At 64.9% G+C, this 12,038-nt stretch carries 14 protein-coding genes; 3 read left to right on the forward strand and 11 right to left on the reverse strand.

Going from position 1 to position 12,038, the window contains the following annotated elements:
• Positions 1-267 precede the first annotated feature (267 nt).
• Together Q0S71_RS18375 and Q0S71_RS18380 are read right to left on the reverse strand one after the other, a co-directional pair.
• A complete protein-coding gene (locus Q0S71_RS18375) occupies positions 268-1,191 on the reverse strand; it encodes a YihY/virulence factor BrkB family protein (protein WP_295999025.1) in 924 nt (307 codons plus the stop codon).
• A gap of 63 nt (positions 1,192-1,254) precedes the next feature.
• A complete protein-coding gene (locus Q0S71_RS18380) occupies positions 1,255-2,301 on the reverse strand; it encodes an OmpA family protein (RefSeq protein WP_295999028.1) in 1,047 nt (348 codons plus the stop codon).
• Between the two features lie 645 nt (positions 2,302-2,946).
• Between Q0S71_RS18380 and Q0S71_RS18385 the strand changes: the two genes are divergently transcribed.
• On the forward strand, positions 2,947-3,438 hold the full coding sequence (locus Q0S71_RS18385) for a winged helix-turn-helix domain-containing protein (RefSeq protein ID WP_295999063.1): 492 nt from the start codon (positions 2,947-2,949) through the stop codon (positions 3,436-3,438).
• 170 nt (positions 3,439-3,608) lie between these two features.
• Complete coding sequence (locus tag Q0S71_RS18390; RefSeq protein WP_295999032.1) at positions 3,609-4,502, forward strand: zinc-dependent peptidase; 894 nt, start codon at positions 3,609-3,611, stop codon at positions 4,500-4,502.
• Positions 4,503-4,515: 13 nt separating this feature from the next.
• Here the strand turns inward: Q0S71_RS18390 and Q0S71_RS18395 are convergent, their stop codons facing one another.
• Positions 4,516-5,034 (reverse strand): response regulator, encoded by a 519-nt coding sequence (locus Q0S71_RS18395; protein ID WP_295999035.1) that lies wholly within the window; start codon positions 5,032-5,034, stop codon positions 4,516-4,518.
• Positions 5,031-5,210 carry a hypothetical protein gene (locus Q0S71_RS18400; RefSeq protein WP_295999037.1) on the reverse strand — a complete coding sequence of 60 codons (180 nt, stop codon included), beginning with the start codon at positions 5,208-5,210 and terminating at the stop codon, positions 5,031-5,033. The genes Q0S71_RS18395 and Q0S71_RS18400 overlap by 4 nt, the downstream gene beginning before the upstream one ends.
• Positions 5,211-5,724: 514 nt before the next feature.
• Between Q0S71_RS18400 and Q0S71_RS18405 the strand changes: the two genes are divergently transcribed.
• On the forward strand, positions 5,725-6,087 hold the full coding sequence (locus tag Q0S71_RS18405) for a hypothetical protein (RefSeq protein WP_295999040.1): 363 nt from the start codon (positions 5,725-5,727) through the stop codon (positions 6,085-6,087).
• Positions 6,088-6,108: 21 nt separating this feature from the next.
• On the opposite strand, the gene Q0S71_RS18410 is transcribed toward Q0S71_RS18405, so the two are convergent.
• From Q0S71_RS18410 to Q0S71_RS18440, 7 genes are all read right to left on the reverse strand, one after another.
• Positions 6,109-6,990: a universal stress protein gene (locus tag Q0S71_RS18410; RefSeq protein ID WP_295999043.1), complete on the reverse strand. Its 882-nt coding sequence runs from the start codon at positions 6,988-6,990 to the stop codon at positions 6,109-6,111.
• Between the two features lie 132 nt (positions 6,991-7,122).
• Positions 7,123-7,494, reverse strand: a complete 372-nt coding sequence (locus Q0S71_RS18415; protein WP_295999045.1) for a TraR/DksA family transcriptional regulator — start codon at positions 7,492-7,494, stop codon at positions 7,123-7,125.
• Between the two features lie 112 nt (positions 7,495-7,606).
• Positions 7,607-8,125, reverse strand: coding sequence for a hypothetical protein (locus tag Q0S71_RS18420; protein WP_295999049.1), 519 nt, complete (start codon positions 8,123-8,125; stop codon positions 7,607-7,609).
• A 9-nt stretch (positions 8,126-8,134) separates the two neighbouring features.
• Positions 8,135-9,013: a hypothetical protein gene (locus tag Q0S71_RS18425; protein ID WP_295999052.1), complete on the reverse strand. Its 879-nt coding sequence runs from the start codon at positions 9,011-9,013 to the stop codon at positions 8,135-8,137.
• A 78-nt stretch (positions 9,014-9,091) separates the two neighbouring features.
• Positions 9,092-9,874, reverse strand: a complete 783-nt coding sequence (otnI, locus tag Q0S71_RS18430) for a 2-oxo-tetronate isomerase (protein WP_295999055.1) — start codon at positions 9,872-9,874, stop codon at positions 9,092-9,094.
• 104 nt (positions 9,875-9,978) lie between these two features.
• Positions 9,979-11,364, reverse strand: a complete 1,386-nt coding sequence (locus Q0S71_RS18435; protein ID WP_295999058.1) for a DEAD/DEAH box helicase — start codon at positions 11,362-11,364, stop codon at positions 9,979-9,981.
• A 204-nt stretch (positions 11,365-11,568) separates the two neighbouring features.
• Positions 11,569-12,038, reverse strand: a 470-nt coding sequence (locus Q0S71_RS18440; RefSeq protein ID WP_295999061.1) for an inositol monophosphatase family protein, incomplete at its 5' end; no start/stop codon positions are given.

Consider the following 12,038-nt stretch of genomic DNA (forward strand, 5'->3'; position numbering starts at 1 on the left):
CCGTCGTGGTGTCGCCTGGCGTACCGCTGAATAGTCATCCTATCGCGGCCCACGCGGCCTACTACGACGTCCCCCTGATCGGCGACATCGAGCTCTTTGCCCATGTGATCGTCATCGTCAAGGTCGTGGTCGAGCGCGTCGAAGGCATGGAAGTGATCGCCGAGCTGCTCGGCGATTAAAGCAGTGCCGCGCGTGACATCGCCGGCGTGACTTCGGGGTCAGCCCCCCGGTCTTGACCCCGATTTAGTTTGCGGCGCCTCCCCCGTTTCACTGAACGCGCGTCAACTTGCCCGCATCGGCCGGACGCTGCCGTAAGCTGCCCGCCTGCAAGGCATACTGGCGCGCGAACTCGGCGCCGAGGAAAAATATCTGCGCCGAGTAATACACCCACAGCAACAGGGCGATCATCGACCCGGCCGCGCCGAAGCTGTCGGCCACGCCGCTATTGCCGATGTAGGCGCCGATGGCGAATTTCCCCAGCGTGAACAAGGCCGCCGTGCCGAGCGCGCCGATGGTGACGTCGCGCCACGATAGCCGCACCCGTGGCAGCAGCTTGTAAATCACCGCGAACATGGCGGCGATGACGCCGAAGCTGATGACGACATTGAGCGCCGACAGCAGTTGCGCCGCATCCTTCCAGACGCCGTTCCAGTAATTCTCCAGCAAGGCCAGCGCCGCGCTCACCACCAGCGACACCATCAGCAAAAACGCCAGCACCAGCACCATGCCGAAGGACAGCACGCGGGTGCGCACCGTGTCCCACAACGTGCCCTGGGTCAGCGGCGGTTCCTGCCAGATATCGTCCAGGCTCGCTTTCAGTTCGGTGAACACGCTGGTGGCGCCGAACAGCAGCAGCACGCCGGCGACGATGGCGGCGAAGCGGCCGCTCGCTTCATTGTGGGCGCTGGCCAGGATCAGCTGGACCGCCTGCGCGCCCTGGCTGCCGAGCAGGCCGCGCAGTTGCCCGAACAGTTCGCCCTGCGCCGCCTGCTTGCCGTAGAACAGTCCGGCGATCGACAGCACCAGCACCAAGATCGGCGCCATCGAAAACAGGGTATAGAAGGCCAGCGCCGCGCCCTTGCTGCTGGCGCGGTGGTTGAACCATGCCTGGACGGCGCAGACGACGATGTTGCGCAGCGTCGCGATCGGCGTGCGGGGCTGTGCGGCCAGGGGTGGGGTGGGCGTGCTCATGATCGTCTCCGAAAACGCAAAAAAAGGGGCGAGCGCCCCTTTTTTTATACTGCAATGTGCTGCTTAGTTCACGCGGCGTTCGACGGTGATTTGTTCGACTTCAACGCGACGGTTAGGTTCCAGGCACTTGATGAGGTCCGTGCGTTTCTTGTTGTTGCAAGTAACGACAGGATTGGCTTCGCCCTTGCCCTGGGTGGTCAGGCGGTTGGCGCTGACGCCTTTGCCGACCAGATAGGCCTTGACCGACTCGGCGCGCTGTTCGGACAACTTTTCGTTGTACTTGTGCGAACCGATGCGGTCGGCATAACCGGTGATGACGATGCCGTCGACGCCAGGGTTGTTGTTGAGCAGGTTGGCGACGTCGTCCAGCTTAGGCTGGCCATCGTTCAGCTTGGCGCTGTTGAAGGCGAACAGTTCGGTGGCCGACATCGTCACTTTTTCAAAACGTGGTGGCGGCGGTGGTGGGGCGACCACGACCGGTGCCGGTGCCGGCTCCGGTGCCGCCATCGGCGCTGGCATCGGTGCCGGGGCTGGGGCGGCGACCGGCGGCTTATTGAACGCATAGTTCAGGCCGAGGGTGACGTAGTAGTTGTTCGACTTGGCGGTCGGGAAGTCGTCGCCGCGGATGAAGCCGTGGACGTCGCGGATGTCGGCCTGGAAGGCCAGCTGGTCCGTCATCGATGCCTGGAAGCCGAGGCCGGCGCTCAGGTAAGGCGAGGTCTTGGTGGTCTGGCCGTTGGCGAAGGTGTTGGTTTTATCACGTTCCGCGCCGATACCGACCAGCACGAAGGGACGGAAGGTCTTGCGGGAGAACAGGTACAGACCATCGACGCCGACCGTGTTCTGCTGGTAACGCTCGCCGTTGTCGCGGGAACGGAAGTAGGTGGTGCCCAGCTGCACGTCCCAGCTGTCGGCCACCGGCTTGCCGAACTTCAAGCCCAGGCCGTAGCCGTGGTTGCTTGGTCCGCCGAAATCGGAGTCCGGCTTGGCGGCATTCAAGCTCGGCTGAATGTACCAGGAAGGATTGATGACGACGTCGTCAGCAGCCATGGCGGAGAAGGAAGCGCACAGTGCGGCGACGGCCAAAACGATTTTTTTAGATTTATTCACAAGTAAGCTCCGGAACGATGGTTGATAGTTTATGGTTTTTAATAAAGTTGCGAACAGCAATATTGAAAGCAGTGGCGCGGTGATGCGGGGTCGCTGGTACACAGTGCGCTTCCGCTTTCAATCACAGCGATTTGCATTGCTGTTGGACTGGAGAATAGGGATATCCGTTCCGCCGGTCCGTGCGCTACCGCACAAAAGATTGCGCTAGATCAAAAACATGAAATATTTTCATGAAAACAACGGGAAAATTCGCATTTTCCGGACAAACCTTGATCAGGCGCAGGAACCAAGCGGCGTCCGGGCACTCCAATTCACACGCTCTATTCAGTGGAATCGTGCGCGGGCTATCCGGTGCGCCTAATTTATTACTCGTTCATATCGATGGGCTTTTGTGTTCGTTGCCGCACAGACCCAGATCGCCGGCACAGGCAATCTAGAGTCAGATGTTCGTAGCAGCACCCGACTCGCTGCGCAATCCCGGCTATTGTTATAAGGAGTGTTCAAATGCATGCAATCAGACAAAATCAACAACTCGCCCAATCCGAGTTGTCTGCCTCGCACCACGACAGTGTCGAGTGCGCCGTCAAATTGACACTGGTCGAACGCGCGGCGGCGCTGCCGCTGGACCGCAAGCCGGCCCTGTCGATGGCACCGATCGAGCGCGTGCGTTCCACCTCGGCCACGCTGCGCCGCATCGAAAACATGCAAAAGCTGATAGGTGAGTTGGCGCTGCACGAGATGCTGGCCGATGAAATTGCCTGGTTCCTCAAGTTTTCGCCATCCGGCGCCCGTAAATACATCCGCGACCTGCGCGAAGCGGGCGTGATCGAGCTGGCGCGCTATATCGAAGGCACGGCCACCTATCTGGGCAAGGCCGTCTACCAGCTGACGCCCGACCCGGAGCGCGTGCGCACCTTTCTGGCCGCCATCGTGCAGCCCAAGCGCGAAGGCGCGCCTCCGCGCAAGGAACGGCCCAGCCTGCGCGAGCAGAGCATGGCGGGCAGCGGTCGTCATTTCCACATCCTGGCCGACGACACCCACTATGCGATCCGCGTCAATCGCGGTCCGGTGATGCGCGACCCGCTCGTGGCGGCCCTGTTCGGTTCGGCGCCGTCGCAGCAAAAAGAGCAGCAATAAGCTTGATTTAAGCGCATCGCCGCCGCGCCTGACGATGGCGGCAAGGGCCTGACATCCGTTGGCCGCCATCGTCACGCAGAAAAGTATTGAAATGTTGACCAGTAGCTCCACTTAGATGGCTGATGCCGGCGCACGCCGGTCCCACTACCGCGAGCGATGGACCCTACTGTATGGATGCATTGATCTGGATTTGCCTGACCGCGCTGGCCATCGCGCTGCCGCTCTACTATCCGCGCTGGAGCTTGCGGCGCGCCCTGAAGCGGCCGCTGCCGCCGGCCTCGGTGCTGGTCTTGCAGCGCAACATCCCCGTTTACCGCCGCATGTCGGCCGAGTTGCAGCAGCAACTACAGCAGCTGGTGCTGCAATTTCTCCATCAAAAAAAGTTCGTCGGTTGCGCCGGGCTGGTAGTGGACGATGAAATGGCTGTCACCATCGCCGGCCAGGCTTGCATGTTGCTGCTGAACCGCTACACCAAGGTCTATCCCTCGCTGCACACGATTTTGCTGTACCCGAGCGCCTTCGTGGCGCAGCGGCCCGAAGTGGGCGCCGGCGGCGTGCTGACGCCGCGCCGCCAGACCATGCTGGGTGAATCGTGGAGCGATGGCCGCGTCGTGCTGTCGTGGGACGATGTGCAGCGCGGCGCCGAGGACTGGAGCGACGGCCACAACGTGGTGCTGCACGAGTTTGCGCATCAGCTCGACAGCGAATCGGGCGCCAGCAACGGCGCGCCCTACCTCGGCAACACGGCCAGCTACCGCAGCTGGGCCACGGTGCTGTCGCGCGATTTCGCCAGCCTGCGCTTCAGCGCCATCCACCGCCAGCAAAGCGTGATGGACCATTACGGTGCCACCAATCCGGCCGAATTCTTTGCCGTTGCCACTGAAACCTTCTTTGAAAAGCCGTATCAGATGGCCGAATTTCACGCCGAGCTGTACGCGGAATTCCAGAAATACTACCGCGTCGATCCGCGCCAGTGGCAGAGCCCGCCGCCACCGCCGCCGCCAGCGCCGGAACCCGAGTGGCCGGCGCCGCCGCGCCTGTATTCCCACGCGCAAGCGTGGTAGTTAAGCCTGCCAGTTACAAAATAATCGAACCGTCCGGCGTCCGCTTCACGCGCAGGATGCCCGGTTCTTCCCGTTCCAGCCGCTGGGCTTCGAGTTCCTGCGCCGATTGCTGCGCCGCGTCGGACGCCGCCCGCGCCGGCTCGCGTTCGGCCAGCAGGCGGGCGCGCAATTGCAGCGCCAGCCGGATGTTCGCTTCCAGCTCGGCCGGCTGCCAGGGCTTGGGAATAAAGCGGAACACCTGGGCGTCGTTGATGGCGCTGAGCGCGATGTCGAACTCGGTCGACGCGCTCAGCATCATGCGCACGGTGTCGGGCGCGATGTCGCGCAGCGCCTGCAAGAAGGCCACGCCGCTCATCTCCGGCATGCGGTAGTCGGCGATGACGAGGTCGAACTCGCAGACGCAGACGCGGTTGATGGCTTCATAGGGATTGGTGAAGCATTCGATCTGCACGTCGGGCATCAGCAGGCGCAGTTCGCGCCGCAGCGCTTGCAGCATATGGGCTTCATCGTCGAGCAGCAGCAAACGGGTCATGGCGTCTCCTTGATGTGGTGGACCGGCGGGTGGACGCGGAAGGCGGTGCCGCGTCCCGGTTCGGTGTCGACCGTGATGCGGCCGTGATGTTTTTGCGCGATGCCGTTGCCGGACAGCGCGCCGCCCACTTGCGCGTGGTCGAGGCCGAACACGGCGCGCTCGGCGGCCAGCGTCACGCAGTCGTGCTGCCGGCGGTAGGCGGTAGGCGGTCGCGGCCGGGTAGCCGGTCAGCAGCGCCAGCGCGCCGTCGTCCGGCGGCGCTGAGGCATGCGTGATTTGCTGCGCGTACTCCATCCGGCGTTCCTATCGAAATAGAAGCTTGCTGAGCGAAAAATCACTGTCAAATCAATTGATTATACGACCGGCATTGCGTTTTAGGCATTTGCGTTCTTAACTATTCCGCGGCGCCGGTTTTGACCGAAAGTGGCGGCGACGGGCGCGACTTCGACCCGCTGACGCGGCCGCGGTCGCTGTCCTGAATGACGGCCGGGTCCGCCTGCCGCGGCGCGCAACCGTGTATGCAACGCCGCAACAAACGCTAAATCTCCACCCCTGTTGGCCGATTTCGGGATTATAGTTGCTTGAACTAAAAGGACGTCTCGCCGCCGTTGCGGACGGCGCCCACCATCGGCTTTACAGAACTGTCCGTTGTTCGCTGGAAGTTGGTTCACCAACTCAAGGGGCGTGGCTATGACACAGGCATGGGTAGTGCTCACTCGTCCCGACGGCCGCGACGTCGCCGCGCCGACCGCGGCGCAGCTGGCGGCGACGCTGGCCGACATCTACGGCGGCCAGGCGACGGCGCCGGACGGCGGTCCCGGCAGCGCGGTGCTGCGCTTCGGTTACGACGACGGCTTGATGTACGAAGTGGAAGTGGCCAGCGGCGGCGAAATCCGCTTCGAGGAATGGTCGGACCGCGACTGCGAAATCGCGCTGGCGAGTCCGCGCAAGATGTCGGCGCTGGCCCAGGCCGACGCGCTGCAACTGTGGACCTGGCTGGCGCAGCGGCAGGTGGCCAAGATCCGCAGCCTGCCGTGGCAGTCGCGCGATTAGGCGAGCCGGTGAGCGGGCGCGTCAATGCGCCATCAGCACCGGCAGCGTGGTCGCCGCCAGCACGTTGCGGGTGACGCCGCCCAGCAGCGTCTCGCGCAGCCGGGAGTGGCCGTAGGCGCCCAGCACCAGCAGATCGCAACCGAGCTCGGCCGCCAGCCCCAGCATCGCATCGCCTATCGCCGGCGACTGCGTGAACAGCCCCTGACGCTTGACATGGCGCACCACCGTCTCGCTCGCCACGCCGTGGCGGGCCAGATATTGCGCGATATCGGCGCCGGCCTGTTCGCCGGCCGGGCCGCCCGGTTCCTCGTCGAATATGGCCAGATGCACATGGGCCGCCCGTTGCAGCAGCGGCAGCGCGGCCGTGACGGCGCGCGCCGCCTCCTTGCCGCCGTCCCAGCCGATCAGGATGTGGCGGCCGACGCCGGCGCCGTTGCCGTTGACATTGCCGGCCAGGCCGGCGTAGGGCACCAGCAGCACCGGCCGCCCCGCGTGCATGACGACGTGGCCGGGCAGGTCGCCGAGGATGGCCGGCGCCGCCCGCTGCGGATCGTTCTGGCCGATCACGACGAGGTCGGCGCAGCGGGCGTGCAGGCTCAGGCCGGTAGCGGCATCGTCGTCGATGACCCGCCGTTCGCAGGAGCGCAGCCTGGCCTGCGCCAGTTGCGGCGCGCAGGCGGCCAGCGCGGCCTGCGCCTGTTCGCGCAGGTAATTCAGGTGCAGCGCCAGATGCGGGTCTTGCTCGTCCACCGTTTCGTTGTGGTAGAGATAGCGCGACACGCCGGTCATGGCGGCGCAGACCAGGTGGCCGTCGTCGCGCTCGGCGAGCGCGGCCGCGATGGCCAGGCGGTCGGCCAGGTGCGGCGTCCGGTCGACGTGCACCAAGATGGTTTTATAGGACATGGCTACCTCGTCTCGGCCTGATTTCGGCGTCGACGCCGGCGTCGATAATAGCGTCGATGCCGGCGTCGATATTAGCTTCGATACCAGCGTCGATTATAGGCTTGCGGGGAAGACGGCGCGCACGGCTGGCGGTCAGCGGCGCGGCCGTTCGAAACGGGTTTGGCAGACGATGCAGTAGCGCGCTTCGGGCTGGGCGTTCAGGCGCGAATAGCCGATGGCGACGCCGCAGTGTTCGCACAGGCCGTAGCTGCCGTCGCCGAACTTGAGCAGCGCGTGCTTGACGATGCGCAGCTGGATCGTCGTGTGCTGCGCGGCCTCCTGCACCAGCTCGTTGAGCGTGCGCGTGCTGGCGTTGTCGGCCGGCGACGCTTCGACTTCGTGCGGCGGCGGCCGTGTCGTCGGCGCCACATCCTGTTCGCCGGACAGCTGGCCCAGCAATCTGTCCTGGGTCCGTTCCAGCGCCGCCAGCAGATAGTTGCATTGTTCTTGATCGAGTCCGTTCATCGGTGTTCCGTGCGGTCGGTGGCGCCACGCGGCGCCGTTACAGGTTTGGACCGGAACGGCGGCCCGTTTGTTCGGCCGCCCGCCGCGCCGCTCATGCGATGCGGATCAAACTTCAGGCGGATGGCGGCGCGGCGGCGTTTTGCCGGCGCAAGTCATCGACCAGACGCTTGAGCTGGTTGTACGGCGTGGCCAAATGCTCGACCTTGCCGCTGGCGATGGCCGCGCCCAGCGCCAGCAGTTCGGAGGTGATGCCTATCATATCTTTTAAGCGCTCGACCTGGCGCAGCGTTTCGCGGGCCTGCGCCGTGACGTCGAGCAACTGCCGCTGCATGCCGCGCAGTCCGCCCACCGCCAGCGCGGCGGCGTCCAGATACAGGCCGTTGGCGCGCTGGCGCAGGGCCACTTCGTTTTCAAACAAGGCCTGCGCCGCGCCCTGCGAGATGCCGTGGTCGATGCTGGCGGCGGCGGCATCGCCGGGCCCGGGGGGGGAGGGGGCCGGCGTCGGCGTGGTGGCGCGCTGGCGGATCGCCCGCATCAAACGCGTGTGCAGCTCGTCGGCGCAGGCGGACAGGCTGTCGGCCAGCGCTTCGAGGTCGTCGGCGTTGGCCGGGGCAATGGCGGGCTCGGTCATGACAGCTCCTTAGGGGATGGGTTCGGCGGCGCGCAAGCTGACGTGCAAGGCGGCGCGGTTGAGCCGCAACTGCCGGCTGGCCGCTTGCAGCGCGCCGCGCGCGGCCGCGTCGTCGGGCTGGGCCAGCAATTGCGCCAGCGCCTGCTGGGCTTGTGCGATGACGGCCAGGTTGTGCTCGGCCAGCCGGTAGTCGCGCTCGGCCAGCCGGTATTCGGCGGCCTTGCTTTGCTGCTGGGCTTTGGCGAGCGTCGTCAGCAGGCGGTTCGGCGCCGTGTCGGCGAACGGAATCTCGACCTCGAACACGCCCAGCACCAGATTTCTTTCATTGGCGTTGCTCTTGTCGTAGTAGCGCAACAGCGCGGCCATCGCCGCCAGCAATTGTTGCAGCGGCTGCCGGCCGTCGCGCACCATCGTCTGCACGGCGCGCTGCTGGCGCGGCGCGCCCAGCGTGCGCGCGAGCAGGCTGGCCATCTGGGTGTAGGCGTTGACGTGGCTGTCTTCGATGCCGGTGTCGGGCCAGGCCTTGATGGCGCTGCCCAGGCCTTTGACCTCGTCGGTCAAATCGTATTGCCCCTCGCCGGCCAGCGCGGCCAGCACGTCCAGATACAGCTTGACGCTTTTTTCGATATTCAGGGCGTCGGCGTATTGTTGCCGGCGGACAGAGTCGAGCACCCGCTCGCGCTGGTCGGCGGCGGCGCTCAGATACGGTTGCTCGCGCGGGTAGGTGTCGCGGAAGCGCTGGCTCAGCTCGGCATAGCCGCTCAAGCTCGACGATTCGGCCGCGAAGTCGCGCACATCCTGCAGGGCCGGCGCGCCGGCGCAGCCGCCGAACAGCAGGCACAAGCCCAGGCACAGGCCGCGCAGGGCGGTGGGGAGGAGGATTTTCATGGCGGCCTTTCGCGGCGGTGGCGTCAGGCCTATTGTTGTGCCGAAGCACGATTTCCTTCTTGCGGATACGCAACAATATCAGCCCGCCGTCAGCGCCGCCATCCACCCCAGGCCGGCCACCGTGCCGTTGCGCGGCTGGTATTCGCAGCCTATCCAGCCGTCGTAGCCGAGCTCGTCTATCAGCTGGAACAGGTGGCGGTAATTGATCTCGCCCGTGCCCGGTTCATGGCGGCCGGGCGTGTCGGCCAGCTGCATGTGGCGTATCAGCGGCAGGCGGGCGCGGATCGTGTTGCTGAGCTCGCCCTCCATGCGCTGCATGTGATAAATATCGTATTGCAGGAACAGGTTGGGGCGGGCGCAGGCGGCCAGCAGTTCGACGGCCTGGTCGCTGTGGTGGAGGAAATAGCCGGGGATGTCGTAGGTGTTGATGGGTTCGACCAGCACGCCGATGCCGTGCGGCTGGAACTGGTCGGCGGCGTAGCGCAGTTGCTCGATCAGCGTGTCGCGCGCCCGTTCCGGCGCCAGGCGGGGTGGCGTGATGCCGGCCATGCAGTGGACGTAGGGCACGCCGAGCTCGGTCGCATATTCCAGCGCCAGCTGCACGCCTTGCCTGAACTCATCGCTGCGGCGCGGATCGCAGGCGATGCCGCGGTCGCCGCCGGCCCAGTCGCCGGCCGGCAAGTTGAACAACACCAGCTTGAGCCGGTGGCGGCGCAGGCGCTCGCCTATCTGTTCGGCGTCGCAGGCGTAGGGAAAGAGGAATTCGACGGCGTCGAAACCGGCGTCGCGGGCCAGTGCGAAGCGGTCCAGGAAGGGCGCCTCGGTGAACAACATCGTTAAATTGGCGGCGAAGCGAGGCATGACGTTTCCGATTTGGAAGTGCAAACCCTATCCTAATCCAAATCCCAAAAAAAGCCACTGCGGACTCGCGTCGGCAGTGGCTGCTTTACAGATGACGGCCTGGCTTAGCGGCCGCGACCGCCGGAGCGGTGTGGCGCGGCCGAGCGCGGCGCGCCGGTGCGGGCACCGCCGCCACCGCCGGCACCGGCCGGACCGGTGCTGCGCGGCTTGGAACCGCTGCCGCCGGTCTTGACACGGATGACCTGGCCACCACCACCGCCACCACCGCTGCGGCCACGGCCGCCACCACCACCACCGGCGCCGCTACGCAGCTGCACCGGTTGCGCGCGCGCGGTCGGGTCCGGCTCGAAGCCGGCGATCACTTCGCGTGGCAGCGTTTGCTTAATCAGCTTTTCGATGTCTTTCAACATGTCGTGCTCATCGACGCAGACCAGCGACACGGCTTCGCCGGTGGCGCCGGCGCGGCCGGTACGGCCGATACGATGCACATAATCTTCCGGAATGTTCGGCAAGTCATAGTTGACGACGTGCAGCAACTGGTCGATGTCGATGCCGCGCGCGGCGATGTCGGTGGCGACCAGCACTTGCAGCTTGTTGTCCTTGAATTCGGACAAGGCCTTGGTGCGGGCCGACTGGCTCTTGTTGCCGTGGATGGCCATGGCGCCGATGCTGTCGGCGTTGAGCTGCTCGACCAGCTTGTTGGCGCCGTGCTTGGTGCGCGTGAACACCAGCACCTGCGACCAGTTGTTGGTCTTGATGAGGTGGGCCAGCATAGGATGCTTTTTGTCGCGGTCGACCGGGTGGATCTTTTGCGAGATCACTTCCACCGTCGAATTGCGGCGCGCCACTTCGATCATGGCCGGCTTGTTCAGCAGGCCGTCGGCCAGGGCCTTGATCTCTTCCGAGAACGTGGCCGAGAACAGCAGGTTCTGGCGCTGCTTAGGCAGCACGGCCAGCACTTTCTTGATGTCGCGGATGAAACCCATGTCGAGCATGCGGTCGGCTTCGTCGAGGATCAGGATTTCCACTTTCGACAGGTCGACCGTGCGCTGTTCCATGTGGTCGAGCAAGCGGCCCGGCGTGGCGACGAGGATGTCGACGCCATGCTTGAGCTGCTTGATTTGCGGATTGATGCCGACGCCGCCGAAAATGACGGTCGAGTTCAGCTTGGTGTACTTGCCGTAGATGCGCACGCTTTCCTCGACCTGGGCCGCCAGTTCGCGGGTCGGGGTCAGGATCAGGGCGCGGATCGGGCGCTGCGACGTGTTGCCGGTCTGGGCCGCGCCGTTGGCGTCGGTCGACAAACGGTGCAGGATGGGCAGCGTGAAGCCGGCGGTCTTGCCGGTACCGGTCTGTGCGCCGGCCAGCAAATCGCCGCCATTCATCACGGCAGGGATGGCCTGCATCTGGATGGGCGTCGGGGTGGTGTAACCGGCTTCGGTCACGGCACGGACGATGGCGTCGGACAAACCGAGTGAGGAAAATGACATGGTAACTTTACGAAAAGATCGGCCTGTCGCCACGGATGGCGCCAGTCGCAGGCAATCGGATTGGAAGACTGCGGCTGGGGACTGGTCACAATGCCGCAGCGCGAGTATAACAGCTAAGTTCGCTTGGAGTTTCGTTGCGGAAATGAAAAGGACGCCGGCGGCGTCCTTTTTTGTAACAAAGTTTCTTCAGTGTTGACGTTTAGATCACGCCGGCGACTTCCCGTCCGCGAACGGCGCCAGCAGGCTGACCATCTGGCCGAACACCTTCGGGCTGGCGGCGATGACGTTGCCCTTGTACAGGTAATCGGACTCGCCGCTGAACTCGCCGACGATGCCGCCCGATTCCGTCACCATCAAGGCGCCGGCGGCGATGTCCCACGGCTTGAGGCCTTTTTCATAGAAACCGTCGAGGCGGCCGGCCGCCACATAGGCCAGGTCCAGGGCGGCGCTGCCAGGGCGGCGCACGCCGTGGCAGCGTTCGGCCATGATGCCGTACATCTTCAGGTATTCGTCCAGCGCCTTGGCGTTGCCGGCCACGTAGCCGGTCGACAGCAGCGCGTTGGCGATGCGGTCGAGTTTGGTGACGCGGATGCGTTTGTCGTTCAGGTAGGCGCCGGCGCCCTTGCTGGCGGTGAACAGGTCGTTGCGCACCGGATCGTAGATGACGGCTTGCG

The sequence above is a fragment of the Rugamonas sp. genome (genome assembly GCF_025354735.1).
Taxonomy (GTDB): Bacteria; Pseudomonadota; Gammaproteobacteria; order Burkholderiales; family Burkholderiaceae_D; genus Rugamonas.

Coding starts and splice junctions, on each gene's coding strand:
- Q0S71_RS18435 (WP_295999058.1), bottom strand. CDS start 11,364: ATGTCATTTTCCTCACTCGGTTTGTCCGACGCCATCGTCCGTGCCGTG.
- Q0S71_RS18395 (WP_295999035.1), bottom strand. CDS start 5,034: ATGACCCGTTTGCTGCTGCTCGACGATGAAGCCCATATGCTGCAAGCG.
- otnI (WP_295999055.1), bottom strand. CDS start 9,874: ATGCCTCGCTTCGCCGCCAATTTAACGATGTTGTTCACCGAGGCGCCC.
- Q0S71_RS18425 (WP_295999052.1), bottom strand. CDS start 9,013: ATGAAAATCCTCCTCCCCACCGCCCTGCGCGGCCTGTGCCTGGGCTTG.
- Q0S71_RS18375 (WP_295999025.1), bottom strand. CDS start 1,191: ATGAGCACGCCCACCCCACCCCTGGCCGCACAGCCCCGCACGCCGATC.
- Q0S71_RS18405 (WP_295999040.1), top strand. CDS start 5,725: ATGACACAGGCATGGGTAGTGCTCACTCGTCCCGACGGCCGCGACGTC.
- Q0S71_RS18390 (WP_295999032.1), top strand. CDS start 3,609: ATGGATGCATTGATCTGGATTTGCCTGACCGCGCTGGCCATCGCGCTG.
- Q0S71_RS18415 (WP_295999045.1), bottom strand. CDS start 7,494: ATGAACGGACTCGATCAAGAACAATGCAACTATCTGCTGGCGGCGCTG.
- Q0S71_RS18385 (WP_295999063.1), top strand. CDS start 2,947: ATGGCACCGATCGAGCGCGTGCGTTCCACCTCGGCCACGCTGCGCCGC.
- Q0S71_RS18420 (WP_295999049.1), bottom strand. CDS start 8,125: ATGACCGAGCCCGCCATTGCCCCGGCCAACGCCGACGACCTCGAAGCG.
- Q0S71_RS18410 (WP_295999043.1), bottom strand. CDS start 6,990: ATGTCCTATAAAACCATCTTGGTGCACGTCGACCGGACGCCGCACCTG.